Origin of the sequence: Mycobacterium sp. MFM001, from assembly GCF_003402475.1 — a bacterium.
In the GTDB taxonomy this organism is placed as follows: domain Bacteria; phylum Actinomycetota; class Actinomycetes; order Mycobacteriales; family Mycobacteriaceae; genus Mycobacterium.
On the sequence record NZ_BFAB01000004.1, the window covers coordinates 296704 to 323110 of the forward strand.

General features: G+C 69.1%; 24 protein-coding genes, 1 pseudogene and 1 riboswitch. Of the genes and pseudogenes, 8 read left to right on the forward strand and 17 right to left on the reverse strand.

Annotated elements, in window-relative coordinates; all coding sequences use genetic code 11:
* Positions 1-58 precede the first annotated feature (58 nt).
* The 6 genes from MFM001_RS09570 to thiO all read right to left on the reverse strand — a co-directional run bounded on the left by MFM001_RS09570 (position 59) and on the right by thiO (position 4683).
* Complete coding sequence (locus MFM001_RS09570) at positions 59-922, reverse strand: MEDS domain-containing protein (protein WP_116375005.1); 864 nt, start codon at positions 920-922, stop codon at positions 59-61.
* Positions 923-957: 35 nt separating this feature from the next.
* The gene (locus MFM001_RS09575) at positions 958-1905 is read right to left on the reverse strand and encodes an anti-sigma factor RsbA family regulatory protein (RefSeq protein ID WP_238159058.1); all 948 of its coding nucleotides are present in this window, start codon (positions 1903-1905) and stop codon (positions 958-960) included.
* A gap of 37 nt (positions 1906-1942) precedes the next feature.
* A complete protein-coding gene (locus tag MFM001_RS09580) occupies positions 1943-2689 on the reverse strand; it encodes an SGNH/GDSL hydrolase family protein (RefSeq protein ID WP_116375007.1) in 747 nt (248 codons plus the stop codon).
* Complete coding sequence (locus MFM001_RS09585; RefSeq protein WP_116375008.1) at positions 2686-3444, reverse strand: thiazole synthase; 759 nt, start codon at positions 3442-3444, stop codon at positions 2686-2688. The genes MFM001_RS09580 and MFM001_RS09585 overlap by 4 nt, the downstream gene beginning before the upstream one ends.
* On the reverse strand, positions 3437-3634 hold the full coding sequence (thiS, locus tag MFM001_RS09590) for a sulfur carrier protein ThiS (protein WP_116375101.1): 198 nt from the start codon (positions 3632-3634) through the stop codon (positions 3437-3439). The genes MFM001_RS09585 and thiS overlap by 8 nt, the downstream gene beginning before the upstream one ends.
* 50 nt (positions 3635-3684) lie before the next feature.
* On the reverse strand, positions 3685-4683 hold the full coding sequence (gene thiO, locus MFM001_RS09595; RefSeq protein WP_116375009.1) for a glycine oxidase ThiO: 999 nt from the start codon (positions 4681-4683) through the stop codon (positions 3685-3687).
* Positions 4674-4768, reverse strand: a riboswitch (TPP riboswitch). It overlaps the preceding gene by 10 nt.
* 213 nt (positions 4769-4981) lie before the next feature.
* On the opposite strand from thiO, the gene thiE reads away from it, so the two are divergent.
* On the forward strand, positions 4982-5653 hold the full coding sequence (gene thiE, locus MFM001_RS09600) for a thiamine phosphate synthase (protein ID WP_116375010.1): 672 nt from the start codon (positions 4982-4984) through the stop codon (positions 5651-5653).
* Here thiE and MFM001_RS09605 read toward each other — a convergent pair.
* On the reverse strand, positions 5625-6248 hold the full coding sequence (locus tag MFM001_RS09605; protein ID WP_192886898.1) for an NUDIX hydrolase: 624 nt from the start codon (positions 6246-6248) through the stop codon (positions 5625-5627). The genes thiE and MFM001_RS09605 overlap by 29 nt on opposite strands.
* A gap of 125 nt (positions 6249-6373) precedes the next feature.
* Here MFM001_RS09605 and glnX point away from each other — a divergent pair, with 125 nt between their 5' ends.
* The 3 genes from glnX to MFM001_RS09620 are packed head-to-tail and all read left to right on the forward strand — an operon-like array spanning position 6374 to position 10889.
* Entirely contained in the window at positions 6374-7693 is a 1320-nt protein-coding gene (gene glnX, locus MFM001_RS09610) for a protein kinase G-activating protein GlnX (RefSeq protein ID WP_116375012.1), read from the forward strand.
* Entirely contained in the window at positions 7690-8649 is a 960-nt protein-coding gene (locus MFM001_RS09615) for a glutamate ABC transporter substrate-binding protein (protein WP_116375013.1), read from the forward strand. Before glnX ends, MFM001_RS09615 begins: the two co-directional genes overlap by 4 nt.
* The gene (locus tag MFM001_RS09620) at positions 8649-10889 is read left to right on the forward strand and encodes a serine/threonine-protein kinase PknG (protein ID WP_116375014.1); all 2241 of its coding nucleotides are present in this window, start codon (positions 8649-8651) and stop codon (positions 10887-10889) included. The genes MFM001_RS09615 and MFM001_RS09620 overlap by 1 nt, the downstream gene beginning before the upstream one ends.
* 105 nt (positions 10890-10994) lie before the next feature.
* Here the strand turns inward: MFM001_RS09620 and MFM001_RS09625 are convergent.
* A pseudogene (locus MFM001_RS09625) lies at positions 10995-11849 on the reverse strand (hypothetical protein).
* A gap of 83 nt (positions 11850-11932) precedes the next feature.
* Between MFM001_RS09625 and MFM001_RS09630 the strand changes: the two are divergent.
* Complete coding sequence (locus tag MFM001_RS09630; RefSeq protein WP_116375015.1) at positions 11933-13249, forward strand: DUF1800 domain-containing protein; 1317 nt, start codon at positions 11933-11935, stop codon at positions 13247-13249.
* A complete protein-coding gene (locus MFM001_RS09635; protein WP_116375016.1) occupies positions 13246-14427 on the forward strand; it encodes a DUF1501 domain-containing protein in 1182 nt (393 codons plus the stop codon). The genes MFM001_RS09630 and MFM001_RS09635 overlap by 4 nt, the downstream gene beginning before the upstream one ends.
* A 1-nt stretch (position 14428) precedes the next feature.
* Here MFM001_RS09635 and MFM001_RS09640 read toward each other — a convergent pair whose 3' ends face one another.
* Genes MFM001_RS09640 through fgd form a run of 4 tightly spaced genes read right to left on the reverse strand, consistent with a single transcriptional unit; the run spans position 14429 to position 20543 of the window.
* Positions 14429-16264 carry a serine/threonine-protein kinase PknD gene (locus MFM001_RS09640; RefSeq protein WP_116375017.1) on the reverse strand — a complete coding sequence of 612 codons (1836 nt, stop codon included), beginning with the start codon at positions 16262-16264 and terminating at the stop codon, positions 14429-14431.
* Positions 16257-17417: an acetate kinase gene (locus MFM001_RS09645; RefSeq protein ID WP_116375018.1), complete on the reverse strand. Its 1161-nt coding sequence runs from the start codon at positions 17415-17417 to the stop codon at positions 16257-16259. The genes MFM001_RS09640 and MFM001_RS09645 overlap by 8 nt, the downstream gene beginning before the upstream one ends.
* A complete protein-coding gene (pta, locus tag MFM001_RS09650) occupies positions 17414-19531 on the reverse strand; it encodes a phosphate acetyltransferase (protein WP_238159059.1) in 2118 nt (705 codons plus the stop codon). The genes MFM001_RS09645 and pta overlap by 4 nt, the downstream gene beginning before the upstream one ends.
* A gap of 1 nt (position 19532) precedes the next feature.
* On the reverse strand, positions 19533-20543 hold the full coding sequence (gene fgd, locus MFM001_RS09655) for a glucose-6-phosphate dehydrogenase (coenzyme-F420) (protein WP_116375020.1): 1011 nt from the start codon (positions 20541-20543) through the stop codon (positions 19533-19535).
* Positions 20544-20673: 130 nt separating this feature from the next.
* On the opposite strand from fgd, the gene MFM001_RS09660 reads away from it, so the two are divergent.
* Complete coding sequence (locus MFM001_RS09660) at positions 20674-21420, forward strand: MBL fold metallo-hydrolase (RefSeq protein WP_116375021.1); 747 nt, start codon at positions 20674-20676, stop codon at positions 21418-21420.
* A 276-nt stretch (positions 21421-21696) separates the two neighbouring features.
* Positions 21697-22062 carry a heme-binding protein gene (locus MFM001_RS09665; protein ID WP_192886903.1) on the forward strand — a complete coding sequence of 122 codons (366 nt, stop codon included), beginning with the start codon at positions 21697-21699 and terminating at the stop codon, positions 22060-22062.
* Here the strand turns inward: MFM001_RS09665 and MFM001_RS09670 are convergent.
* Genes MFM001_RS09670 through MFM001_RS09690 form a run of 5 tightly spaced genes read right to left on the reverse strand, consistent with a single transcriptional unit; the run spans position 22041 to position 26395 of the window.
* Complete coding sequence (locus MFM001_RS09670; protein ID WP_116375022.1) at positions 22041-23369, reverse strand: NtaA/DmoA family FMN-dependent monooxygenase; 1329 nt, start codon at positions 23367-23369, stop codon at positions 22041-22043. The two genes, MFM001_RS09665 and MFM001_RS09670, sit on opposite strands and share 22 nt — an antisense overlap.
* Complete coding sequence (locus MFM001_RS09675; protein WP_116375023.1) at positions 23366-24478, reverse strand: LLM class flavin-dependent oxidoreductase; 1113 nt, start codon at positions 24476-24478, stop codon at positions 23366-23368. Before MFM001_RS09675 ends, MFM001_RS09670 begins: the two co-directional genes overlap by 4 nt.
* The gene (locus MFM001_RS09680; RefSeq protein WP_116375024.1) at positions 24475-25545 is read right to left on the reverse strand and encodes an LLM class flavin-dependent oxidoreductase; all 1071 of its coding nucleotides are present in this window, start codon (positions 25543-25545) and stop codon (positions 24475-24477) included. The genes MFM001_RS09675 and MFM001_RS09680 overlap by 4 nt, the downstream gene beginning before the upstream one ends.
* The gene (locus MFM001_RS09685; protein ID WP_116375025.1) at positions 25542-26021 is read right to left on the reverse strand and encodes a GNAT family N-acetyltransferase; all 480 of its coding nucleotides are present in this window, start codon (positions 26019-26021) and stop codon (positions 25542-25544) included. The genes MFM001_RS09680 and MFM001_RS09685 overlap by 4 nt, the downstream gene beginning before the upstream one ends.
* An 11-nt stretch (positions 26022-26032) precedes the next feature.
* Entirely contained in the window at positions 26033-26395 is a 363-nt protein-coding gene (locus tag MFM001_RS09690; protein WP_116375026.1) for a DUF3054 domain-containing protein, read from the reverse strand.
* Positions 26396-26407: the final 12 nt, after the last annotated feature.

The following is a 26407-nucleotide window of genomic DNA, read 5'->3' on the forward strand; positions in this document are numbered from 1 at the left end:
GCCACCGCGCCCACGTTAGACGTCGGCGGCAACCGGATCACCGGCGGTTGGCCACCACTTAGCCCGCGTCGGCGAGATCGGGATCTTCCACCCGCAGGTTGCTCAGCTCGAGCAGCTCGGCCAGCCGGGCCACCATGCGCCGGTCGGTCTGCAGGACCACCTGCCGCCCGTCCGCCGCGGCGAGCCGATCCATCGCAACGAGCTGCGGGTGTGTGACGAAGTCCAAAGCCCGCGCGTCGACGACCACCTCGTCGCCGGCAGCCAGCGGCCAGATCCGTTGCAGCGCAGTGTTGAACGCCTCGCCGTCGGCTGCGTCGAGTTCACCGGCCAAGGCGAAATCGATGCCCTGCTCCGCATAGATGCGGAAGCCGACCGCACCCGCATTGACCATCGGATGCAGGCACATCAACTCCTTGGCGGTGTCACCCAAGATGCCGAGGTCGTAGGCACACAGCGCCCCGAAGGGCAGCACCGCCATCTTCTGGTCGACGAGGTACTCGAGGCGGGCGAATGCGGCCCGCTGCTCGGGCGTGCGGACCAGCACCGCCCCGTCGACCACCGCGCGGCAGCCACTGCATCCCGTCCCGACCACGAACTTCATCGCGGCCACCCCGTCGGCCACCGTCGCCTCCGCGTCGACGATGTCGGTGCCCGGAACGAACCGATAGTGCTCGCGCACCGGCGTCACCGCGATCTGCCCGGTGCGCACCGCATCGGCGAAACCCATCTCGTCAAGCTCTGTGCGCAGGGCGGCGGCGCTGGCGTCGCACGCGTACAAAATGCGCTGGTTGCGCGCGAGGCCGTCGGCGATGTATTCCGCCGCGCGCCGCAGGAACTCCGAGCGACCGCGATAGCCCCACGCCACGTGCCCCAACGGATTGAGGCCGGCGGCGGAAGTGACTTCACCGTGCCGTCGGGTCATGTCATTCCATCCTCAACCACTCGCTGACCACCGCATCACATAATCGAGATATTCGCCGCGGTCATGCCGCCGACGCGGTCGAGCCGGAGGTAGGCATGAATGGTGGTGCCCTCCGGCGTGGTGTGCATGCGCAACAGGTCGACGACCGCATTGACGACGAAGAGGCCGGACGAGCTCGGTTTGTCGCGGCTCGGCGGCCGGCGTCCGGCCAGCGGGTCGGCAAGAACGCCGGTATCGCGGGCTTCGCACACCAGGTGACGCTCGTACTCCCACAGCGAGAGCCGGCACGCCGTCCCGCCGTGCTGCAGGCTGTTGGTGGCCAGCTCGGTGATGACGAGTTGCAGGTCGGCGACCCTGTCGGCGGGCAGGCCGAGCAACCGGGCGTAGCGATTGCCGTACCGGCGCCCACCGGCCAGGTCGAGCGGCCGGGCGACCGTGTACCTCACAGCGGCGGGACTTGCTCCCAGCGGTTGGTTGCAGCGCGCCAGCGCGACGTCGACGTCGTAGTCGGCGCTGCGCTCCCGCGTTCCGTTCCACCGGATCAGCGGATGCGTGGCACGGATGTCGGCCAGCACAGCGTCGTCGAGCAGCGACGCATCGTACGGACACAGCCCCGCCACCTGGTAGTCGCCGAAGGCCTTGTTGACCAGGGCTTCGTGCTGGATGCAGGCGGGGTATTCGAGGGCGCTGCGCCCAGGCCACATCGGCTCGGTGACCATGCGGACAGCGCGGTGGCGGTGCCGTTCGGCGAAGGCCAGTTCCGCCGCGAGGATGCAGCCCGGATTGCGGCCCATCTCGCAGATGTCGACCCATGCCACCCGGCTCGCCGAGTCGCCCAGCGCGCACCGCAGCAGGGCCAGTTTGTCTGGCGGGAGCGCCGCCCACACCGGCTGCGCCTTGGCCAGCCCTTCGGAGATGAAGGGAACGACGGCGCCGAGGTATTCCTCCGGCGACCGGTAGAACATGGCGGCGTGCTGGTCCATCGGCTGACGCCTACCCATCCGGCGACGGCTTAATCGGTCAGAGGCGAGCCAATATCAACTCGGCCACCGCACGCATCCCGGCGGCATTGGGGTGAAACGGCGCCGCACGCCAGGGCAGCGGCAAGGCGGCGCCCATCGTCCACGGGTCAGCGGACCAGGCGTGGTGCTCGCGGCTGGCCTGTCCGGCGCGCACGATGTCGCAGCCAGTGGCCTCTGCGGCCTCGGCGGTGGCTACCTCCAGCCGAGCGGCGACGTGCCGGCCCAGCTCGGTATGCGCCTTCGACAACGGCGGCGCGGCTTGGCCGTCCGGCGGCAGCATCGTGAGGTAGTCGACGAACATCACCCGGGCCTTGGGCGAGCGCCGGCGCACGACGGCGCCGACCGCGCGCAGCGAGTCGCCGACTTGTCCGAGCGCCTCTTCGCGCGCGTCACGGTCGAGCAGGTTGCCGATCGGCGGCAGCAGCCGGGCCGGCGCGGGAAGGGCGGCCGCCATCAACAACGGCACATAGCCGACGTCGTTGCCGCCGATCGTGATCGTGACCAACTCTTCGGAACCGTCCAGCGCGTCGATCTGCGGCGGCGCACCGCGCTGCCGCTCGGCGAGCACGTGCGCGGTGGTGGCACCGGAAAACGTGACGTCGACCAGGTCGAGCTTCAGTTGCTGCGCGACGAGATGCGCGTAGTTGCGAGCCGAGCGTCCCGATCCGAACGGCGCGCCGTTGGCGCGGGGCCGGATGCCCGGACCCGCTGCCATCGAACTGCCCAGCGCCACATAGCGTTTCATCGCTGCGGGCTGGAGGCCTGCGCCCAGAAGCGTTTCGGGATCCGGCCCGCGTTGCGCGCGAGATAGCCGGCGGTGACGGCGGCGGCCATCGCGGCGGCCATCGCGGGGGGATCGGCGGCCCGGGTCACCGCGCTGGCCAACAGCACTGCGTCGCAACCTAATTCCATCGCCAGCGCAGCATCACTGGCGGTGCCGATGCCCGCATCGAGCACCACCGGGACACCGGCGGCCTCGACGATCATCTCGATGTTGTGCGGGTTCGCGATGCCCAGCCCGGTGCCGATCGGAGAACCGAGCGGCATCACCGCCGCACAGCCGGTGTCCTCCAGCCGTCGGGCCAGCGCCGGGTCGTCGTTGGTGTAGGGCAGTACCACGAATCCGTCGTCCACCAATTGCTCTGCGGCGCGGACTAATTCGACGGCGTCGGGCAGCAGGGTTCGCTCGTCGGCGATCACCTCGAGCTTGACCCACTCGGTGCCCAGCGCCTCGCGGGCCAGTTGCGCGGTGAGCACGGCCTCGGCGGCGCTGCGGCATCCGGCGGTGTTGGGCAGCGGTGTGATGCCGAGCCGCCCCAACAGGTCGAGCATGCCGGTGCCGCCTTCGGCGTCGACGCGGCGCATCGCGACGGTGGTCAGCTCGGTGCCCGACGCGATCAGCGCCTCCTCGAGGACCGCAAGGTTGGTCGCTCCGCCGGTGCCCATGATCAGCCGCGAGGAGAATTCACGCCCGGCGATCGTGAGTTTGTTGTCAGCCACCTTGCACCGCCGTCACCACCTCGAGCCGGGCGCCGTCGGAAAGCGTTGTCTGCCAACCGGAACGCGGCAGCACCGCCTGGTCCAGCGCCACCGCGATACCGCGGTCCGGGTACCCCAGGGATTCCAGCAGCGCCGCGACCGTGGTCTGGTCGTCGACCTGCAGCTGTTGTTCGTTGACGACGATCATCATGCGCCGCTCCTCCTCATCGCTTCGCTCTGCATCGTCGCCGGCGCGGACGATCACGTGTGTGCTCCCATCGGAACCAGTTGCGACACAATCTGTTCAGCGGTCCACGGCGCCAGCAGGAAACCATTGCGCCCGTGGCCGGCGGCCACCAGCGTCCGCTCGTCCAAACGGCCAACCAGCGGCAAGTTGTCCGGTGTCATCGGGCGCAACCCGGCGGCACACTCCGCCAGCTCGTATTCGCCGAGGGCGGGTAGCACGGCGCACGCGTCGTCGAGCAGATCGCGCACACCGGAGACCGCCGGCGCGGTGTCGCGGCCGTGCTCGTACTGGGTGGCGCCGACCACCACGCCGTCGGCTCGCGGCACCAGGTACACCTGCCGCCCGTGCACTCGGGCCCGAATGACCCTCTGCGGCACCGGCATACAGCCTTTGCGCCACCGCAGCCGCAGCACTTCGCCCTTCACCGGGCGGATCGGCAGCGCCGGCCAGAGCGCCGGCGCGTCGATCCCGTTCGCGATCACGACGGCGTCGGCGTCGACCCCGGCCAAGTCACCCACCGGCCCGGCCCACTGCACGCCGAGCCGCTCACAAGCCGCCTCTAGCGCGTCCAGCACCGCGCGGTTGTCCACCGCCAACTCCGTGGCCACCCGGAAACCATGCCGGATGCCTTGGGCTAGAAGCGGTTCCACGTCGCGGGCGGCGGACTCCCAGACCACCGGATGGCCCTGCGCGGACAGCCAGTCGGCGACGGTGCGCAACTCGGCGGCGTCGGCGCGGTCGACGGCGACCACCAATGACTCGCGCGCGGTGATCACGTGGGGCGGTAAGCCGAAGTCGTCGTGCCAGAGCCGCAGCGATTCGAGGCCCAGCCGCAGCAGCCGTTCCTCGCCGGGCCAGCCCTCGCTGTGCGGGGCCAGCATGCCGGCGGCCACCCACGACGCCCCGTGGTCGCCGGTGCGATGCACGCGCACCGACCAGCCGGCCTGAGCCGCCCGGCGCGCCACCGATAGCCCGATGACACCTCCGCCGATGACGGCCAGTGAATCCGGCATCCTTTGCTCCCTTCGCCGGCATGATCCGGATCAGGTGTGACGGTAAGGGCAGGCGTGCCCACTCTCAGACCCCGTGCTTGCGCTCACTGCCCGGCTCCTCCTCATCGCGCTACGCGCTCTGCATCGTCGCCGGCCTGCGCTCACTGCCCGGCTCCTCCTCATCGCGCTACGCGCTCTGCATCGTCGCCGGCCTGCGCTCACTGCCCGGCTCCTCCTCATCGCGCTACGCGCTCTGCATCGTCGCCGGCCTGGGACTCCCGTGATTCGTCCTTTCCACGCTAGCGGCTAGCGTCGCGGTGTGCATCAAGCGAGGACCCGGCTCGCGACCGCGAGGCTGTATCTGTGCACCGACGCCCGCCGCGAACGCGGCGACTTGGCCGAGTTCGCCGATGCGGCGCTGGCCGGCGGGGTGGACATCATCCAGCTGCGCGACAAAGGGTCGGCGGGTGAGCAACGGTTCGGGCCGTTGGAGGCGCGCGACGAACTCGCGGCGCTCGAGGTGCTCGCCGACGCCACGCGCAGGCACGATGCCCTGTTCGCCGTCAACGACCGTGCCGACATCGCCCGCGCGGCCGGCGCCGACGTGTTGCACCTGGGCCAGGGCGACCTGCCGCTGGGAGTGGCGCGTTACATTGTCGGCTCGGGGCCCCTGATCGGCCGCTCTACCCACGACGTCGACCAGGTCACCGGCGCGCTCACCGAAGATGTCGACTACTTCTGCGTCGGGCCGTGCTGGCCGACCCCGACCAAGCCCGGCCGGCCGGCGCCCGGCCTGGCGCTGGTCCGGGCGGCCGCCGCGACGGCAACCGACAAGCCCTGGTTCGCCATCGGCGGTATCGACGCCGACCGGTTGCCCGAGGTCCTCGAGGCCGGGGCCCGCCGGGTCGTCGTGGTGCGCGCGATCACCGCGGCCGAGGACCCGCGCGCGGCCGCCGAGCGGCTCAGTTCGGCGCTGGCAGCAGCGAGCTGATCCGGCTGGACAGCTGCGACGGCGCCTGATCGGGGCCGCCCGCCGTGCACCACAGGAAAACCCCCGCCTCGATCTCGACCGTGCGCGGCAGGTGACGCCGCCGCTCGTCGCCGGGACTCAGCGGCACGGTCGCCGGCGCGGCGCGCAGCCGCTGCCAGCTGGCGGCGAACCCGGGATGCAGCGGCAGGTCGGCCACCTCGTCCTCGCCGACCCAGCGCAGCTCGGCGCTTTCCCGGTTGGGCACGGTGTGCAGCAGCTCGCCGGCGTCGGCGACGACGGTGGTGTAGGTCCAGTGGGTGCCGCTGGCCGCAGCGGTGATCACCGTCGCGCGCACCGCCAGCTGCTCGCCGGACAGCCCGGCCTCCTCGAGCGCTTCGCGCACGGCGGCCTGCTCGGCGGTCTCGTGGCTGTCGCGGGCACCCCCCGGCAAACCCCAGGTGCCGCCCTGATGACTCCACGGCGCACGGTGTTGCAGCAACACGGCGGGGCTGCCGTCGGCAAGCGGCGCCCGCAAAAGCAGACCCGCCGCGCCGTGCCGGCCCCAGTACGGCACGCCCGTGTCGGAAATCACCCAGCCGTCGCCGTCGCCGCGCACGCGTTCAGGATAAGCAGCACAGCGGCTGCGACTCGGCGATGCTCCCCGCATCCCGAAAACAAACTCTTAGACTTCGCTTATAGAGTTCGTGCGACGCACAGCGAAGAGATGAGGTCCGAACAGACGTGACCGTTGAGTTGGCGCACCCGTCGACCGAGCCACTGGGGTCGCGGTCGCCAATCGAACCGGCGCACCCGCGCTGGTGGTTCATCTCGACGACACCCGGCCGCATCCTGTCCATCGGCGTCATCCTCGCGATTCTGGGCGGCCTCAGCGCATTTGCCACCTCGACGACGATCAACCAGCGCCAGCAAGCGCTGACCACTGTGCTCAATCACACCGAGCCGCTGTCGTTCGCGGCCGGCCGGCTCTACACGACGCTGTCGGTGGCCGACGCGGCGGCGGCGACGGCGTTCATCGCCCAGGCTGAGCCGCGGACCGTCCGGGCGCGATACGAGCAGGCGATCACCGACGCCGCGGTCGCGGTCACCCGGGCGTCGAGCGGGCTGACCGACGAGCCGCTGGTGCAACTGCTCGGCCGGATCAACGCCGAGTTGGCCGTCTACACCGGGCTGATCGAGATTGCGCGAACCAACAACCGCGCGGGCAACCCGGTCGGCTCGTCGTATCTGTCCGAGGCGTCGGCGTTGATGCAGTCGCGGATCCTGCCCGATGCGCAACAGCTGTACCGGCAGACATCGGAGCGGGTGGACAGCGAGACAACAGCATCCACGCAAATCCCGGCTCCGGTGATCCTCGTCGTCGTCACCACGGTGATCTTCGGCGCGTTCGCGCATCGCTGGCTGGCCCGGCGCACCAATCGGCGGATCAACCCCGGTCTCGTCGTGGGCGCCCTGGCGATCCTCATTATGGTGGTGTGGGTAGGAACGGCCCTGGCGATTTCCACCTCGGCCAGTCGCAGCGCGAAAAACACTGCGGCAGAATCGCTGAAGACGGTCACCAACCTGTCGATCACCGCCCAGCAGGCGCGTGCCGACGAGACGCTGTCACTGATCCGGCGCGGGGACGAAGAGGTCCGCCAGCAGTCCTTCTACCAACGCATCGACGCCATGCACTCCCAGCTCGACGAATATCTGTCCCGCGGCGACGCCGTCGACAAGACCGACCTGCACGACGCCGACCAGCTGCTGGCCCGCTGGCGCCGGGCCAACGACCGCATCAATGCCTACATCTCGGTGGGCAACTACCAAGCCGCCACCCAGGTTGCGCTCGGTAACGGCGAAGACGACTCGAGCCCCGCGTTCGACAAGCTCGACGAGGCGCTGCGCAAGACCATGGAGCAGAGCCGCAACCAACTGCGCAGCGACATCCTCAACGCGCGTCAGGGGCTGTCCGGCGCCACGGTCGGCGGCGTGGTGCTCAGCCTGGGCGCCGCGATCGCGGTCGCGCTCGGCTTGTGGCCCCGACTGAACGAGTACCGATGAGACGCCCGCTCGCGATCCTGTCCGCCGCCGTGATGCTGTTGGCCGGCTGCGGGCATTCGGCGTCGATGGTGGTGGCGCCGGTGCCGACGCTGCCGCCGCCCACCCCGGCCGGCATGCAAGAGCTGCCACCGCAGCCGCCGCGCCCGCCGGAGAAGCCCGACGACTGCAACGCCACCGCCAGCCTGCGGCCGTTCCCCACCAAGGCGGAGGCCGACGAGGCGGTCAGCGGCATCCGCGGCCGGGGACGGCTGATCGTCGGCCTGGACATCGGCAGTAACCTGCTGTCCTTCCGCGACCCGATCACCGGGCAGATCACCGGTTTTGACGTCGACATCGCCGGCGAGGTGGCCCGCGACATTTTCGGCAGCCCCACCTCGGTCGAATACCGGATCCTGTCGTCGGCCGAGCGCATCACCGCGCTGCAGAAGTCGCTCGTCGACATCGTCGTCAAGACCATGACGATCACCTGCGAGCGGCGCAAGCTGGTCAACTTCTCCACCGTCTATCTCGACGCCAACCAGCGCATCCTGGCGCCCAGCGATTCGTCGATCACCAAGCCGTCGGACCTGTCCGGCAAGCGGGTGTGCGTGGCCAAGGGCACCACCTCGCTGGGCCGGATCCGCGAGATCGCGCCGTCGCCGCTGATCGTGGAGGTGGTCAACTGGGCAGACTGCCTGGTGGCGCTGCAGCAGCGGCAGGTCGACGCGGTCAGCACCGACGACACGATTCTGGCCGGGCTGGTGTCCCAAGATCCCTACCTGCACATCGTCGGGCCCAACATGGACACCCAGCCCTACGGCATCGGGGTCAACCTGAACAACACCGGGCTGGTCCGGTTCGTCAACGGCACCCTGGAACGCATCCGCCGCGACGGCACCTGGAACACGTTGTACCGCAAGTGGTTGAACGTGCTCGGTCCCGCGCCGGCCCCGCCCGCCCCGAGGTATCTGGACTGATGGACAAGCCTGACGACGACGTCGCTCCCGGCACGGAGCCGTCCGACGCGACGGCCGACTCCGCCGCGCAGTCGCGCCCGGTGTCCACCCAGGCGCTGTTCCGTCCGCACTTCGACGACGACGAAGAGGACGACGTCACCACCGTCGAGACCGAGTCGCAGGAGCGGGTGACGACGACGCGGGTGGCTCAGCCGGTCCGGCGGCTGGGCGGCGGGCTGGTGGAGATCCCGCGGGTGCCGGACATCGACCCGCTCGAAGCGCTGATGCCCAACCCGGTTGTGCCGGAGTCCAAGCGGTTCTGCTGGAACTGCGGACGGCCGGTGGGCCGCTCCAGCCCCGACGGCAAGGCCCTCTCGGAAGGCTGGTGCCCGTATTGCGGCAGCCCGTATTCGTTTCTGCCGCAACTGAATCCGGGTGACATAGTCGCCGGCCAGTATGAGATCAAGGGCTGCATTGCGCACGGCGGGCTGGGCTGGGTGTACCTGGCGTTCGACAAGAACGTCAATGACCGCCCGGTGGTCCTGAAGGGTTTGGTGCATTCAGGCGACGCCGAGGCGCAGGCGATCGCGATGGCCGAGCGGCAGTTCCTGGCCGAGGTGGTGCACCCGTCGATCGTGCAGATCTTCAACTTCGTCGAGCATCCCGACCGGCACGGCGATCCCGTCGGCTACATCGTGATGGAATACGTCGGCGGGCAGTCGCTCAAGCGGGGCCGGGGCGTGAACCTGCCGGTGGCCGAGGCTATCGCCTATATCCTGGAAATCCTTCCGGCCCTTGGGTATTTGCATTCGATCGGCTTGGTCTACAACGACCTCAAGCCGGAGAACATCATGGTCACCGAGGAGCAGCTCAAGCTGATCGACCTGGGGGCAGTGTCGCGGATCAACTCGTTCGGCTACCTCTACGGCACACCGGGTTATCAGGCGCCGGAGATCGTGCGCACCGGGCCGACGGTGGCCACCGACATCTACACGGTGGGGCGGACACTGGCGGCTCTGACGATGACGCTGCGCACCCGTAACGGGCGTTACGTCGACGGGCTGCCCGAAGACGACTCGGTGCTGGTGGAATACGACTCGTTCGCCCGGTTGCTGCGCCGCGCGACCGACCCCGATCCGCGGCGGCGGTTCGCCAGCGCCGAGGAGATGTCGGGGCAGCTGTCCGGTGTGCTGCGCGAGGTGGTCGCCCATGACAGCGGCGTGCCGCGGCCCGGTCTGTCGACGATCTTTTCCCGTACCCGTTCGACTTTCGGGGTTGAGCTGCTGGTGGCGCACACCGATGTGTACCTAGACGGCCAGGTGCATTCGGAGAAGCTGACCGCCAAGGAGATCGTGACCGCGCTGCCGGTGCCGCTGGTCGATCCGGCCGACGTCGCCGCGCCGGTGTTGCAGGCGACGGTGCTGTCCCAGCCGGTGCAGACCCTGGATTCGTTGCGCGCGGTGCGGCACGGCTCACTGGATTCGGAGGGCATCGACCTGTCGGAGTCGGTCGAGCTGCCGCTGATGGAGGTTCGGGCGCTGCTGGACCTCGGCGACGTGGCCAAGGCGACCCGCAAGCTCGACGACCTGGCCGAGCGGGTCGGCTGGCGCTGGCGGCTGGTTTGGTATCGAGCCGTCGCCGAGTTGCTCACCGGCGACTACGACTCGGCGACAAAGCATTTCAGCGAGGTGCTGGACACCTTCCCCGGCGAGTTGGCGCCGAAGCTGGCGCTGGCCGCGACGGCCGAGCTGGCCGGCAGCTCCGACGAGCACCAGTTCTACGAGACGGTGTGGGAAACCGACGACGGCGTGATCTCGGCCGCGTTCGGGCTGGCCCGCGCGCTGTCGGCCGAAGGCGACCGCGAGGCAGCGGTCCGCACTCTGGACGAAGTGCCCGCCAGCTCAAGGCATTTCACCACCGCGCGGCTGACCAGTGCGGTGACCCTGCTGTCCGGCCGGTCGGCCAGCGAGATCACCGAAGACCACATCCGCGACGCTGCGCGACGGGTGGAGGCATTGCCGCCGACCGAGCCGCGGGTGCTGCAGATCCGGGCGCTGGTGCTGGGCAGCGCGATGGACTGGCTCGAGGCGGGCCACGAGGCCAGCACCAACCACATCCTGGGTTTCCCGTTCACCGGCCACGGGCTGCGCCTCGGCGTCGAGGCGTCGCTGCGGGCGCTGGCACGGGTGGCGCCCACCCAGGCGCATCGCTACACGCTGGTGGACATGGCCAACCGGGTGCGGCCCACGTCGACGTTCTAGTCTGCGTCGAGCGTGCCCTGCGCCGAGTGTGAATCCTTGGCGTCGAGTGTGAATGTAGGGCGGGATTTTCGGCGTTTTCCCGCCATGGCTTCACACTGAAAACCCTCACTGCACACTCGATTTCCGTGATTGCAACGCCTGTCGCACCCGTCGCAGGATGTCGACGGGATGGTCTCCGGCGACGACGCGGATGACGATCCAGTCCATGCGCTCGAGCGTCTCCCGCCGCCGAATGTCCTTGCGGTATTGGAGTGGATCGGTTCGATGGTGGTCGCCGTCCTATTCGACCGCGACCAGGCAGCCTTCCCAACCCATGTCGAGGTAATACGTCGTATCGGCGGTCACGACGGGAATTTGCGTCTGCGGCCGGAGCAGGCCGGCATCGATGAGCAGCAGCCGCAGGTAGGTTTCGCGGGGAGATTCCGCGCCCGCGTCGACCAGGTCAAGCACGTCCTCCAATCGCCGCAGTCCACGCACCCCAGGGTGGCGCAGGGCAAGGGATGCCGCATCGTCGACCTTGAAACCCGATGCGCGGGCAAGCGCATCGAGTCGAGCGACTGCCAGGCGTCGCTCCTCACGCCGGCCGATGTCGAAAGCAGTGCGTTCGGGCGTGGTCACAGCGCGGCCGGCCACCTTCATCACTTCGCCGTCGAGCAACACGTCCCGACGGGTCAGCACACCCGGCGGAGGGTGGGCATTGGAATACACCAACTCGACCGCGATGTCGGCGTCGATCCACTTCGTCCCATGCACAGCGGCTGCCGCGGTTCCGGCGATCACCCCTTGGCGATCTGACCACAGCCACGCCGCGGCAATGCGCTGCTCGAGCGTGGGGTCGGAGCGCCTCGGCAGGTACACATTGGGAAACACCGCCCGGTATCGCGTGCGCAGCTGATGCCGGTTCACCAGACCAAGCGCCAATGCCTCGCCGCCGACGAACGGCTCCCCCGACCGAACCACCCCCGAAGAATCGCACGTTTGGCGGCCATCACGCTTCGGCGTGTGCACAGGCAATTTCCAGTTTCGCGGTTCACAGTTGAGTCATGGCGGGTCAATCCGACCGGTGGATCACCACTGCGCGAATCCTGCGTCGCGCAGGGTTCGGCGTGAGCGGCCCAGCCGTCGACGCGGTCGTCGCGCAAGACTGGCCCACCTATGTTGCGGCGGCCTTGGATTCGGACCCCGACGCCGACCCCGGCGCACGCGCGACACCCATGCCCACCTTCGAGGTGCCACGCGCGCCCGGCAAGGGCGCGAGCAAAGAAGCGCGAAAGGCACACAACCGACAGCTTTCCGAGCAGATGTCCGAGTTGTCGGCGTGGTGGCTGCGGCGCATGGCGTCGGTCGACCAACCGGTGCACGAGAAGCTGACCTTGTTGTGGCACAACCACTTCGCCACCTCCGCCCAGAAGGTCCGCGTTGCCGACTACATGGCGGCGCAGAACCAGAAGCTGCGCACGCTCGCGCTCGGCGACTTCCGGACGCTGGCCTACGCGATGCTGACCGACGCGGCGATGCTGCGCTGGCTGGACGGGCAGACCAACACCGCCAAGGCCCCCAACGAGAACCTGGCCCGCGAATTCATGGAGTTGTTCGCGCTCGGGCACGGCAACGGCTACACCGAGGACGACGTGCGGGCCGGCGCCCGGGCGTTGACCGGCTGGGTGATCAAGCCAAGCGGCGACACGTCGATGATGCCGAGGCGCCACGACGACACCGCCAAGACCCTGCTCGGAGCCACCGGCGATTTCGACGCCGCCGGCTTCTGCGACACCGTGCTGGCCCAACCCAAGTCGTCGGAATACGTCGCCGGACGGCTGTGGCGGCAGTTGGCCTCCGACGACCTGCCGTCGGCAGGCGCCTTGAGCCGCGTCGTCGCCGCCTACGGACCCGGCCGTGACCTGAAGGCGCTCACCGCCGCGATCCTCACCGACGACGAGTTCGTCAGCGCCCGGGCCGCAATTGTCAACACGCCGGTGGAGTGGCTGGTCGGGATGATCCGGACGCTGCGTGTGCCGCTCGACGCCCCGAAGCGCATCAAGACGGTGGACGCGACGCTGAAAGCCCTGGGGCAGCGGCCTTTCTACCCGCCCGATGTGGGTGGCTGGCCGCACGGCCAGGTGTGGCTGTCCACCGCCAGCGCGGACGTGCGGTTCCGCGCGGCGAGCAACCTGGCCCGTGCCGGCGACCTGTCCACGATCGAGGGCACCGCCGCCGGGGACCGCATCGACGCCGCCGGTTATCTCATCGGCGTGGGTGCATGGTCGGATCGCACCGTCGCCGCGCTCAAGCCGTTGGCGCGCAAGCCAGTTCAGCTGCTGGCCGCGGCTGTGAATACACCGGAGTACCTGACATCATGAATCGCCGCAAGTTCCTGATCGCCAGCGCCGGCGTGGGCGCAGCCGGCCTGCTGTCCGGGACGGTGGCGGTCAGCTGGTCCGATCTGCTGCGGGCTGCGCACGACCGACCGTTGGCCGAAGGCAGCGGCGTGCTGGTGATCGTCACCCTGTACGGCGGCAACGACGGCATCAACACGGTAATCCCCTACGCCGACAATGCTTATCACGATGCCCGGCCCGAACTTGCCTATGCCCCAGGCGATGTGCTGCACCTCGATGACCAGCTGGGGCTCAACCCAGCGCTCAAAGGCATGGCCCAGCTGTGGAACCAGCGCAAGCTGGCCATCGTGCGGGGAGCCAGCTACCCCCGGCCCGACCACAGCCACTTCCGGTCGATGGATATCTGGCAGACGGCATCGCCGGCCGAGCCGGTCTCGACCGGCTGGATCGGCCGCTGGCTCGACGCTACCGGCGACGATCCGCTGCGCGCGGTCAACATCGGGTCCGTGCTGCCCCCGCTGGCTGTGGGCGAAAAATGTACGGCGGCAGCGCTTTCCCCGACCGCCACGCCGGAATCGGCGGATAGGTTCGCCGCGACCATGGAGGCGCTGGGCGTCGACGACCCGGACGACACCCCGGCGATGTCCGCGGTGTGCGCCGCCTACCGCGCCAGCCGCACCACCGACACCACCTTGGCGGACATCAAACCGACTGGCGGGGAACACAACTCGCTCGCCGCCAAGCTGAGCATGGTGGCCAGCGCGGTAAGCGCCGGCGTGCCGACCCGGGTGTACGCGGTGCAGCTCGGCGGATTCGACACCCACGCCGACGAACGCGACACCCAGCAGCGGCTGCTGGGTACCTTCGACGAAGCCCTGACGCCGTTCCTGCAGCAGATGGCCGCCGACCGGTACGGCAGGAACGTCGTCGTGCTGGCGTACTCGGAATTCGGGCGACGGGTGAAGGCCAACGCGTCGCAGGGCACCGACCACGGCACTGCCGGCCCGGTGTTCGTGGCCGGCGCACCGGTCAAGGGCGGCTTCTACGGCGACGAGCCCAGCCTGACCGATCTCGACAACGGAGACCTGAAGCCCACCACGGACTTTCGCGACGTCTACTACGAGTTGCTGGCGCGGACCCTGCAATCCGACCCCACCCCGGCGGTCGGCAGCGGCAGGCGCGCGCTGGGGTTCCTGTAAGTCAGCTGGCGACCAGCTTCACCACCTGGTCGTTGCCGTAATCGGTGACGTAGACGTTGCCGGCGTCGTCGACCGCCACGCCCCTGGTGTAGCCGAGGCCGGTGACCGGCACCACGGTCTGCTGGTTCGACCGCGCATCCAGCCGCACCACCCTGCTGCCGTCGGTGACGTAGACGTTGCCCTGCTCGTCCGCCGCCAGCCCGGACGGGTCTTTCAGGCCGGTGAACGGGAGTACCTCCTGGCTGGTTGATCCGGGCGGCAGCTTCAGCACCCGATTGTTGCCGGTATCGGCGATGTAGACGCGGCCCGCCTGGTCCACCGCGACTCCCTTGGGCCGTTCGAGGCCGTTGAACTGCAACACGCTCTGACCGGTCGACCCCGCATCGAGCTTGAGCACCCGGTTGTTGCCGGTATCGGCGACGTACACCCGACCCGCCCCGTCCACGGCCAGGCCCGCCGGCCGGTTGAGGCCGTCGAACGGCAGCGCGGTCTGGTTGGTCGACCCCACATCGAGTTTCACCACGCGGTTGCCGTCGGTGTCGGCGACGTAGACGTTGCCGTCCTTGTCGACCGCCAGGCCATACGGTTCCTTCAGGTTGGTGAACGGCAGCACGGTCTGGCTGGTGGTCCCGGACTCCAGCTTCAGCACCCGGTCGTTGTCGATGTTGGCGACGTAGACGTTGCCCGCCGGGTCCACCGCCACGCCCTCCGGACCGGTGAGACCCGTGAACGGCAGTACGGTCGGCCGGTACGTTTTCGGTGCGGCCGACGATTGGGCGTGCAGTTCTCCGCCCGTCGAGGCCACCCGCCACACGACGACGCCGACGGCGACGAGCACCAGCAGCGCAACCACAGCGATGGCCAGCGGCAGCAGCCTGGAGCGCCGCCACGGCGGCGCGACGGACTCGTCCGAGTAGAAGTCCAGGTTGGGAATCGGGTCCGGGAGACGGCCGCCACCACGCCGGGCGGCGACGACCTTGCCGAGGTCGCTGGCCCGGCGAACCATCGTGGGAGCCTCCTGGCCGGCCGAGAGCGCGTCCCGGGCCGCGCGAGCAAGATCGCCCGCCGTCGCGAACCGCTGCTGCGGATTCTTTGCCATTCCGCGCGCGACGACGGCGTCGAACCGCGGCGAAATGGCGTGCGGGCGCGCCAAGCTGGGCTTTGGCGGCGGCGCGGTCAGGTGGGCCTTGATGACCTGGCCCACCGTCGTCGCGCTGGGAAATGGCTTGTCGCCGGTCAGGATTGCGGTCAGGACGGCGGCAAGCGAATAGACGTCGGCGCGGTTGGTCACCGGCCCTTCGTCAAAACGCTCCGGCGCCATATACGCATACGAGCTCGCCGTCGGCGCGGGCGCGCTCAGTGTCGGGTCGGCGATGCCGAGACCGAGCAGGTATGCATCGCCTTCGCTGGTGACAATAATGTTCTCCGGCTTGACATCCCGGTGGATCAGGCGATCGGCGTGTGCGGCGTCGAGAGCCGCGGCGATCTGCTCGATAATGGCCACCGCGCGTACCGGGTCGATCGGCCCGAACGTGGCCACCAGCGATTGGAGAGTCTCGCCCGGCATCCATTTCGTTGCGACATAGCACCGGCCGTCAATCTCGCCCCAATCGAGGACCGGAATGACATGCGGCTCCGTCAGCCCCGCCACGACCACCAATTCGCGGAAGAACCGATCGCGGTCCACGCTCGGTGGCAACAGCGTTAGGCCGACGGTGCGTTCTTTGGACGTGTCGACAGCTTCGTAGACCTGACCCACGCCGGTGTGGCGGAGCAGCGCGCGGATCTTGTACCGGCCGAATTGCGTCCCGACCGGAGCAACGCCGGGGTCACCCATGTTCCAAACTGTAGCCTTCACCGGGCCCAATCACGCTCAGGCAGTCGCGGGCGATGGCCAGTTCTTCGTTGGTCGGGATCACCAGCACGGCAACGGCTGAGGCGTCGGTGGAGATCCGCCGCGCACCGCGCGCCTGCTCGAGGTTGCGCTGTTCGTCGACCTCGATCCCCAGTGCGGCAAGGCCGCTCAGCGCGTCGCGGCGCACCGACGCGGCGTTCTCGCCGATCCCTGCGGTGAAGGTGACGGCATCGGTGCGGCCCAGCACCGCCAGGTAGGCGCCGACGTACTTGCGCAGCCGGTGGATGAACACGTCGTAGGCCAATTGCGCTGAGTTGTCACCTGATTCGATCATTTCGCGCAGCCGGCGAAAGTCGCGCTCGCCTGCCAGCCCCAGCACTCCGGAGCGGTGGTTCAGCGTCGACTCGATGTCGTCGACGCTCATGTTCGCCTCACGGCACAGGTATCCGATGATCCCCGGGTCGATGTCACCGCTGCGGGTGCCCATCACCAGGCCTTCCAACGGAGTCAGGCCCATCGAGGTGTCGACGGGCCGGCCTCCCGCGATGGCCGACGCCGACGCGCCGTTACCCAGGTGCAGCACAATCTGATTCAGCTGGCTTGGCGGCCGGCCCAGGAACTTGGCGGCCTGCTCGCTGACGTACTGGTGCGACGTGCCGTGGAAGCCGTACCGGCGGATCTGCCACGCTTCGGCCAACTCGCGCTCGATGGCATAGGTCGCCGCGGCGGGAGGCAGGTCGTGGAAGAACGCGGTGTCGAACACCGCGACATGCGGAACGTCGGGCAGCAGCTTGCGGGCCACCTCGATACCCCGCAGCGCCGGCGGGTTGTGCAGCGGGGCCAGCGGCGACAGCTCTTTGAGCTTGGCGATCACCGCGTCGTCGATCACGGTGGGCCGGTAGAAGTCCTGACCGCCGTGCACCACCCGGTGCCCGACCGCCGTGAGCCGGTCGATGTCGCCCAGCTGATCGAAGGCGTATCGCAGCGCGGCATCGTGATCGGGAATGTCCGACCCCTCCTCGCCGATCTGCTCGACGAGGCCGTCCGCCCGCGACTCCCCCGAATCGGGTTGGAGAAGCTGGTATTTCAGCGACGACGAGCCCGAGTTGATCACCAGGACGAGAGGCTCGGTCATTGCGCCGCGGCCTGGATCGCAGTGATGGCAACGGTGTTGACGATGTCTTCGACCAGCGCGCCGCGGGACAAATCGTTCACCGGCTTGTTCAGGCCCTGCAGCACCGGACCGATCGCGATAGCGCCGGCGCTGCGCTGCACCGCCTTGTACGCGTTGTTGCCGGCGTTGAGGTCGGGGAAGATCAGCACGGTCGCGCGGCCCGCGACCGCCGAGTCGCGCATCTTGGTGGCCGCCACCGACGGGTCGACCGCGGCGTCGTACTGGATGGGTCCCTCGACCAGCAGCTCAGGTGTCCGACTGCGCACCAATTCCGTTGCGGCCCGGACCTTGTCGACGCCGGCACCGGCCCCGGAGTCGCCGGTGGAATACGACAGCATGGCCACCCGCGGCTCGATGCCGAACCGCGCCGCGGTGCGGGCCGAGCTGATCGCGATGTCGGCCAGCTGTTCGACCGTGGGGTCCGGGACGATCGCGCAGTCGCCGTAGGCCAGCACCCGATCCGGCAGGCACATCAGGAAGATCGACGACACCGTGGAGACGTCTGGGGCGGTGCGGATGATCTCGAACGCGGGCCGCACGGTGTGGGCGGTGGTGTGCGCCGCACCGGACACCATCCCGTCGACCAAGCCGTTGTAGACCAGCATGGTGCCGAAATACGAGACGTCGCGCATCACCTCGCCGGCCAGGTCGAGCGTGACGCCTTTGGCGGCGCGCAGCTCGGCGTACTGGTGGGCGAATTTCTCGCGCAGCTCGCTGGTGCGCGGGTCGAGCACGGTGGCGTTGGACAGGTCGACGCCGAGCTCGGCTGCACGGGAACGGATCTCGTTCTCGTCGCCGAGGATCGTCAGGTCGGCCACCCGGCGCTGCAGCAGCCGCCCGGCCGAGCGCAGGATGCGGTCGTCGTCGCCTTCGGGCAGCACGATGTGCTTGCGGTCGGATCGGGCGCGGTCCAGCAGCTGGTAGGTGAACATCTGCGGAGTGGTGACGGTCGGGATCGGAATCGCCAGCCGCGCCACCAGTTCGGCGACGTCGACGTTGCGCTCCATCAACGCCAGCGCGGTGTCGATCTTGCGTTGCGAGCCCGCGGTGATCCGGCCCCGCGCCGAGGCGACAGCGCTGGCGGTGTCGTAGGTGCCCAGCGTCGTGGCGATGATCGGCAGCCGCAGCCGCAGCCCGGACACCAATGCCGCGATCGACGGGTGCAGCTCGAAGCCGCCGTTGAGGATCATGCACGACAGCGACGGAAACCCTTCTGCCGCATGGGCACTCGCCACCGCCAGCACGACGTCGGAGCGGTCGCCCGGGGTGATCACCGCGACCCCGTCGCCGAGGCGTTCCAGCACATGGTCGGCGGTCATGCCGGCGACCACCACACCCATCGCCTCGCGTCCAAGCAGTTCGGTGTCACCGGACAGCAATGTTCCGTTGACCGCGGTTTGCAGGTCGGCCACTGTGGGTGCGACCAGCAGCGGCTCGTCGGGCAGTACGTAGGTGTTGGGCTCGAACCCGCTCAACGCCGCGGCGACGGCTTCCAGTTGCGACGGGTCGCAGCGGTTGGCCACCACCGCCGCGGTGTGGGCGTGTTGGGCGGCCAGCTCGCCCAGGCAGATCTCGATCACCTGGGCGACCTCGTCGGGAGTGCGGCCGCGGGCACGGACGGTCAGGACCACCGGGGCGCCGAGGTTGACCGCGATGCGGGCGTTGACACTCAGTTCCGCAGGCGCCGCTACGTCGTTGTAGTCACTGCCGACGATGACCACCGCGTCGCACTGGTCGGCGACCACGTGGAACCGGTCGACGATCTCGGTGAGCGCGGCGTCCGTGTCCTCGTGCAGTTGCTGGTAGGTCACGCCGACGCACTGCTCGTAGGACAGCCCGGCGGTGGCATGCGCCAAGAGCATTTCCAGGATGTAGTCACGCTCGACTGTTACGACCGGCGTCGACCCGCTGCGCCCGGCTTCGCCGCGCTTGCGATCGCCGCTAGCCCGCACGATCGGCCGGAACACCCCGACCCGGGCCACGGTCGCGGACAGCAGGTGCAGCACCCCGAGCGCGATCGTCGACTTGCCGGTGTCCCCCTCGGGCGAGGTGATGTAGATGCTCGAGGTGGGCACGTCAGGCCAGTCGCCGCAGCCGCGGCGCGAGATCCTTCTCGAAGAGCTCCAGGAACCGGCGCTGGTCGTGGCCGGGCGCATGGAACACCAGGTGGTTGAGGCCCCACGTCACGTACTGGCCGACCTTCTCGACCGCCTCGTCGGGATCGGACGCGACGATCCAGCGCTTGGCGACCTGCTCGATCGGCAGCTCGTCGGCGGCCTTCTCCATCTCGATCGGGTCGTCGATGGAGTGCTTCTGCTCGGGGGTTAGCGACAGCGGCGCCCAGAACCGGGTGTTCTCCAGCGCCAGCTTGGGGTCCGGGTCGTAGGAGATCTTGATCTCGATCATCTTGTCGATGTCGTCGACGTTGCGGTTGGCGGCCTTGGCGCCCTCCTGCACGGCCGGCATCAGCTTCTCGCGATACAGCTCTTCGCCCTTGCCGGAGGTGCAGATGAAGCCGTCGCCGGCCCGTCCGGCGTATTTGGCCACCGCCGGCCCGCCGGCGGCGATGTAGATCGGCACGCCGCCTTCAGGCACGTCGTAGATCGAGGCGCCCTTGAGCCGGTAGTAGTCGCCGTCGAAGTCCACGCGGTCGCCCCGCCACAGCTCGCGCATCAGCCGCACCGATTCGCGCAGCCGCGCGAAGCGCTCCTTGAACTCCGGCCATTCGCCCTCGTAGCCGGTGGCGATCTCGTTCAACGCTTCGCCGGTGCCCACGCCCAGGAAGATGCGGCCCGGATACAGGCAGCTCATCGTGGCGAACGCCTGGGCCACGACGGCGGGGTTGTACCGGAACGTCGGGGTGAGCACCGAGGTGCCCAGCGTGATGCGTTTGGTGCGCTCGCCGACCGCGGTCATCCAGGCCAGCGAGAACGGGGCGTGCCCGCCCTTGTGTCGCCAGGGCTGGAAGTGGTCGCTGACGGTGGCGCTGTCCATGCCGTGCGCCTCGGCGGCGACCGCCAGCTCGACGAGTTCCCGCGGCGCGAATTGTTCCGCCGACGCCTTGTATCCCAGTTTTAGTTCAGCCACGCTGTCGTTTCTACTCCGTTGCCTCCGGGCGACCCGTCCCCCACGCCGCTTCGCGGCTGGGGGTGCCCCCAGCGCCCGGCTTCGCCGTCCTTGCGATCGCCCGGCCGGCCCGGTCGTTAAGCTCGCGGGCATGGCGCCGGTTGTCACCGCCCTCACCGAAACCGTGCATCTCGCGCAGGGCGAGGCGGTCAACTGGCTGCTGGTCACAGGCGACACCGGCGTGATGCTGATCGACGCCGGATATCCCGGGGATCGCGACGACGTGCTCGCCTCGCTGCGCGAACTGGGGTACCAGCCCGCCGACGTGCGGGCGATCCTGCTCACCCACGCGCACATCGATCACCTGGGCTCGGCGATCTGGTTCGCCAAGACGCAGGGCACCCCGGTGTACTGCCATCCCGACGAGGTCGGCCACACCAAGCGGGAGTATCTGGAGCAGGCGTCGCCGCTCGACGTCGCACTGCGGATCTGGCGCCCGCGCTGGGCGCTGTGGGCCGCGCACGTGGTCCGCAATGGCGGGCTGATCCGCGAGGGCATTCCATCGGCGCAGCCGCTGACCGCGGAAGTGGCCGCCGAGTTGCCCGGCCACCCGATGGCCATCCCGACCCCAGGGCACACCGGCGGGCACTGCTCGTACCTGGTCGACGGCGTGCTGGCCAGCGGCGACGCACTGGTCACCGGTCACCCGCTGCTGGCGCACAACGGCCCGCAGCTGTTGCCGGCGGTGTTCAGCCACAACCAGGACGACTGCGTGCGCAGCCTGGCGGCGCTGGCGCTGCTGGACACCGAGATCCTGGCTCCCGGCCACGGCGACCTGTGGCGCGGGCCCATCCGCGATGCCACCGACAAGGCAAGCGCGCTGGCCCAACGCCACTGAGCGCGATCACAATTCGATTACAGTGAACATCACAGTCTCTTAAGAATTCTCACGATTGCGGCGCGGCTCTGGTCGATCGCTTACCGACGACCGCCACACATGCAACGTTGTTCACGCCAGTCGCGGTTCGCCCACTGCCGCACCGATTTTCGCGTCCTTCACGTCCGATCGGCTCGGCGTACGTTGGGCGTCGGGTCGGCCCGAGGCGGCGGCCCCGCCCGCTTGAGCAGGAGGCGGGCCTTTCTGCCAATGTGCAACCTCAAGGAACAAACGATGATGAAAATTCATGCTGCCTGCTTGCTGCTGGGCGGTCTGGCCGCAACGACGATCGCGGCGCCGACGGCATCGGCGGCGCCCGACTGTAGCCCTGCCGGGGTGCAGAACACCGTCAACTCGACGACCGGCGCCGCGCGCCAGTACCTCGACGCTCACCCCGGCGCCAACGCGGCGGTGACGGATGCGATCACCCGCCCGCGTCCGGAGGCGTCGGCGACTCTGCGCACCTACTTCACCGCGCACCCGCAGGAGTACTACGACCTGCGGGGCATTCTGGCGCCGATCGGTGACACCGAGCGGCAGTGCAACACGACCGCGCTGTCACCCGAGTTGGAGTCGGCCTATCACGAATTCATGGCCGGCTGACCACCCAGGTGCTCCCGCAGCGTCCGGCCGGTGTATTCGGTGCGGTAGACCCCGCGGTCCTGCAGTAGTGGGATCACTTGGTCGACGAAGTCGTCCAGCCCGTGCGGGGTCAGATGCGGGACCAGGATGAACCCGTCGCAGGCGTCGGCCTGCACGTAGCGGTTCATCTCGTCGGCGACCTGCGTGGCGGTTCCGACGAACTGCTGCCGGCTGGTGACGGCGATGACCAGGTCGCGGATCGAGAGGTTCTCGGCCTGGGCCCGGTCGCGGTAGCGACGAGCCACCGCGACCGGGTCGCCGTGCCGCACCCTGCCCTGGGTGATGCTGGTGTCGCCGGTCGGGTCGACGTCGGGTAGCGGACCGTCGGGGTCGTAGGCCGACAAGTCGCGGCCCCACACCTGCTCGAGCATGGCGATCGCAGTCGGGCCGCTGACCTGTTGCCGACGAATGTGGTGTGCCTTTTCGGCGGCGTCGGCGGCGCTGTCGCCCAGCACGAACGTGGCAGCGGGAAACACCTTGAGCTTGTTGGGGTTTCGGCCAGCAGCCGCCGCGCGGCCTTTGACGTCGGCGGTGTAGCGTTGGCCGTCCTCCAGCGACCCGTGCAAGGTGAACATCGCGTCGGCGTGGCGGGCTCCGAACGACCGGCCCTCCTCGGAGTCGCCGGCCTGCAACAGCACCGGCTGGCCTTGCGGCCCGGCGGGCAGCGTCGCCATTCCGCGCACGCTGAACTGCGGGCCGTGGTGCTCGACGGTCTTGATGCGGCCGGGGTCCACGTAGAGCCCGGCGTCCACGTCGGCCCGCACGGCGCCGGGGGCCCAGCTGTCCCAGAATTCGCGTGCGACGGTGAGGAATTCCTCGGCGCGGGTGTAGCGGTCGGCGTGGTCGAGGAAGCCGCCGCGGCGAAAGTTCGCACCGGTGAACGCATCCGACGACGTCACGATGTTCCAGCCGGCCCGGCCGTCGGACAAATGGTCCAGGGTGGCGAATTGCCGTGCCACTTCGAAGGGTTCGTTGAACGTGGTGTTGATCGTCCCGGTCAGGCCGATCCGGTCGGTGACGCCGGCCAATGCGGCCAGCACGGTGAAGGTGTCCGGTCGGCCCACCACGTCCAGGTCGTAGATGCGGCCACGGTGCTCACGCAGCCGCAAACCCTCGGCCAGGAAGAAGAAGTCGAACAGCCCGCGTTCGGCGGTGCGGGCCAGATGCACGAACGAGTCGAACTCGACCTGGCTGCCGGCGGCCGGATCGGCCCACACCGTGGTGTTGTTGACGCCCGGGAAATGCGCCGCCAGGTGAACCTGCTTCATGCGAACCAACGCTTGGCGATCAGTTCGTGCGAGCGCAGCCGGTCCTCGTGGCGGTAGGTGACCGAGGTGATCACCAGCTCGTCGGCGCCGCTGATGCGTTGTAGCGCCGTCAGCCGCTCGGCCACCTCGTCGGGGTTGCCGACGAATTGCGTTGCCAGCCGGTCGTTTACCACAGCCAGCTGTTCGTCGGTCAGCGGCGGGCACTCGTCAGGATCGGGATACGGGACGGCGCCGTCGCCGGCCCGGATGGAGTACACCCACTGGCCGTAACTGGACGCCAGGTGCCGGGCGGTGGCGCTGTCCTCGGCGACGACGACGTCCGCCGAAATCACCACGTACGGCCGCGACAGCGCCTTAGACGGCACGAACGCCGCGCGGTAGGCGTCGACGGCGTCCAGCGCGGTGGCCGGCGTGAGGTGATAGCTGGCGACGAACGGCAATCCCAACGCGCCGGCCATCTGCGCACTCTTGCCCTTGCTGCTGCCAAAGATCCACGGCGTCAAGCCGCTTCGCTCACCGGGGACCGCGTGCACCTCGAACCCGTCGACCCGGTAGGTGCCGTCGAGCATCGCGAGGATGTCGTTCAGCTGTTCGGCGAAATCGGGTGCGACGGCCTCTGGCTGCTGCAGGATCGCCATCGTGGCCTGCACCCGTTCCTTGTTGAGCACCGTGCGCAGGTCGAACGGCGGTGGCACGACGACACCGTCGATTTCCCGCCACTCGCGAGGCGTTTCGGTTTTGGGCCGCGGCTTGCGGGGTTTGTGCGGCGTGATGCGGCGCTGCCCGGAACGGCCGACGCCGAGGTCGATACGGCCGGGGTGGAAAGCCTCGAGCATGCCGAAGCTCTCCACCACCGCGGCGGCGGTGGTGTGGCTGAGCTGCACGGCTGCGGTGCCGACCCGAATAGTGTTGGTGGCGGCCGCAATCTGTCCCACCAACACCGCCGGTGACGAGCTGGCCACGCCGACGAAGTGGTGCTCGGCGACCCAATACCGCCGAAAGCCCCACTGCTCGGCGTGCTGAGCCAGGTCGATCGTGTTGCGCAGCGCGGTTGCGGCGTCGCTGCCGGCGCTGATCGGCGCCAGGTCGAGAACGGACAGCGGGGTCATTGGCGCACCGCCGCATAACGATTGGGCGCCACCGGCAAGCCGAGCCGCTCGCGCAGCGTCTCGCCGTCGCGGTAGCCGCTGCGGAATCGGCCGGCTCGCTGCAACAGCGGCACCACCTCGTCGACGATCACCGGCAGGTCGGTGGCGTTGACCGCTGGGCGCAGCCGGGCGCCGTCGATGCCCAGCGCCTGCCAGCCCAGTAGCAGATCCACCAATTCGGCTGCGCTGCAGCCGAATACCAAAGCATCCGACCGGAAGTCGGTGTCACCGCTGAACGAGACGACCACGTCGGCATACACCTTCAGGCGCGCATCTACCTCAGTGAGGATGGCGCGCAGCCCGTCGTCGTCGGTGGGTGTGATGAACACGAGATCGGCGCTGGCTGCGGCGAATTCGTAGATCCGCGAGGCATGCGCCAGGGCGGCGACCACCGGCTGGCCCTGCGGCGGTCGCGGGGTGATCGACGGGCCTTTCACCGAGAAGTATTCGCCGACGAAGTCGATGTAGTGCAGCTTGTCCCGGTCGATGTAGCGCCCGGTGGCCGCGTCGCGGATCACCGCGTCGTCCTCCCAGCTGTCCCAGAGCCGGCGCACCACCTCGACGAAATCGATGGCCTCGTCGAACAGATCACCGGATAGCTCGCGGCGGCCGAACAGCGCCGCCTCGTGCGTAGTCGCGCTGACCCGGGTCTGCCATCCCGCCCGCCCGTGCGACACGAAGTCGAGTGTGGCGATGGCCTTGGAGACATGGAACGGCTCGGTGTGGGTGACCGTGGCGACCGGGATTAGCCCGATGTGCCGGGTGGCCGGCGCGATGCGGGCGGCCACCAGAACCGCGTCGGCGCGACCGGCCAGCCGTCGCGGATCGATGGCCTCGCGACGGCCGGGTTGCGGCATCAGCGTGTCGTCGATCGTCAGAAAGTCCAGCAGTCCGCGTTCGGCGGTGGCGGCCAGGCCGGCCCAATACCGGCCGGACAGCACCGATTCCGCGGGCAGTGTGGCCCGCCAGGCCTGCGGATGCCAGCCGTAGCCGTCGAGCGCGACGCCGAGGTGCAGCTGTTCGGTCATGACAGCCACTTCTCGAACGCGATCGGATAAAACTCGCCCCACGACGGCAGCGGCTCGTCGAGCTGGGTGTAGCCGATCGTGCGGTACAGCTCCTCGGCCTCGGGCTGACGATTGCCGGTGATCAGATAAATCCGCCGGTATCCGCGGGCAGCGGCCGCTGCCTCCAGCTCCGCCAGCAGCGCCTTCGCATAGCCGCGGCGACGATGCGCGCGGCCGGTCCAGATCCGCTTGAACTCGACGGTGTGGGCGTCGTAGCGCCGAAACGCGCCGCCGGTGACCGGAACTCCGTCGACGACGCCGATCACCAGGCCGCCGTCCGGCGCCGCCAACTCGGCGGACGGGACACGCAGCCAGGTCAGGTGGATGTCCGGTGTGCCGCCGTAACGCTGCGCGTATTCAACGGCCAGCTCGGCCAGCAGAGGCTGCGCCAGCGGGTCGTCCTGGTCCGCCGACACGAACTGGAGCGTCTGGGGCATCACGTAACTGTCTAACGTCGCGCAGCCAGACGCATTCCAGCCTGGGCCGCGGCGCGCCATCCCAGCAACAGCAGGGCAGTGACCGTCGAAGCCACCACCACGAAACTGGCGGCGACCCCGGCCGAGGTGGCCTTGCGCAGCAGCATTCCGGCGGCCACCGTGCACACCCAGACGAGCACACCGGTCGGCGCGAGCGCCGTCGGGCGTCGCCAGCCCCGCGACAGGAGCCAGCCCAGAATCGTGCCGATCAAAAACGGCCACGCCGTCGTCGCAACACCGCCGACGCTGAGCCCTTCGTCATGGCTGCGCCGCCCGAGAGCACAGAACACCAGCACGCACACCACGTCGACGGCCAGCCACCTCAATCCGCGCATGTCGCGACAGTA

Excerpts from the sequence above, each read along its gene's own strand:
- MFM001_RS09570 (WP_116375005.1), bottom strand. The coding sequence starts at position 922 with ATGACCCGACGGCACGGTGAAGTCACTTCCGCCGCCGGCCTCAATCCG.
- MFM001_RS09575 (WP_238159058.1), bottom strand. The coding sequence starts at position 1,905 with ATGGACCAGCACGCCGCCATGTTCTACCGGTCGCCGGAGGAATACCTC.
- MFM001_RS09580 (WP_116375007.1), bottom strand. The coding sequence starts at position 2,689 with ATGAAACGCTATGTGGCGCTGGGCAGTTCGATGGCAGCGGGTCCGGGC.
- thiS (WP_116375101.1), bottom strand. The coding sequence starts at position 3,634 with ATGATGATCGTCGTCAACGAACAACAGCTGCAGGTCGACGACCAGACC.
- thiO (WP_116375009.1), bottom strand. The coding sequence starts at position 4,683 with ATGCCGGATTCACTGGCCGTCATCGGCGGAGGTGTCATCGGGCTATCG.
- MFM001_RS09615 (WP_116375013.1), top strand. The coding sequence starts at position 7,690 with ATGAGACGCCCGCTCGCGATCCTGTCCGCCGCCGTGATGCTGTTGGCC.
- MFM001_RS09620 (WP_116375014.1), top strand. The coding sequence starts at position 8,649 with ATGGACAAGCCTGACGACGACGTCGCTCCCGGCACGGAGCCGTCCGAC.
- MFM001_RS09630 (WP_116375015.1), top strand. The coding sequence starts at position 11,933 with ATGGCGGGTCAATCCGACCGGTGGATCACCACTGCGCGAATCCTGCGT.
- MFM001_RS09635 (WP_116375016.1), top strand. The coding sequence starts at position 13,246 with ATGAATCGCCGCAAGTTCCTGATCGCCAGCGCCGGCGTGGGCGCAGCC.
- MFM001_RS09640 (WP_116375017.1), bottom strand. The coding sequence starts at position 16,264 with ATGGGTGACCCCGGCGTTGCTCCGGTCGGGACGCAATTCGGCCGGTAC.
- MFM001_RS09645 (WP_116375018.1), bottom strand. The coding sequence starts at position 17,417 with ATGACCGAGCCTCTCGTCCTGGTGATCAACTCGGGCTCGTCGTCGCTG.
- MFM001_RS09660 (WP_116375021.1), top strand. The coding sequence starts at position 20,674 with ATGGCGCCGGTTGTCACCGCCCTCACCGAAACCGTGCATCTCGCGCAG.
- MFM001_RS09665 (WP_192886903.1), top strand. The coding sequence starts at position 21,697 with ATGAAAATTCATGCTGCCTGCTTGCTGCTGGGCGGTCTGGCCGCAACG.
- MFM001_RS09670 (WP_116375022.1), bottom strand. The coding sequence starts at position 23,369 with ATGAAGCAGGTTCACCTGGCGGCGCATTTCCCGGGCGTCAACAACACC.
- MFM001_RS09675 (WP_116375023.1), bottom strand. The coding sequence starts at position 24,478 with ATGACCCCGCTGTCCGTTCTCGACCTGGCGCCGATCAGCGCCGGCAGC.
- MFM001_RS09680 (WP_116375024.1), bottom strand. The coding sequence starts at position 25,545 with ATGACCGAACAGCTGCACCTCGGCGTCGCGCTCGACGGCTACGGCTGG.
- MFM001_RS09685 (WP_116375025.1), bottom strand. The coding sequence starts at position 26,021 with ATGCCCCAGACGCTCCAGTTCGTGTCGGCGGACCAGGACGACCCGCTG.
- MFM001_RS09690 (WP_116375026.1), bottom strand. The coding sequence starts at position 26,395 with ATGCGCGGATTGAGGTGGCTGGCCGTCGACGTGGTGTGCGTGCTGGTG.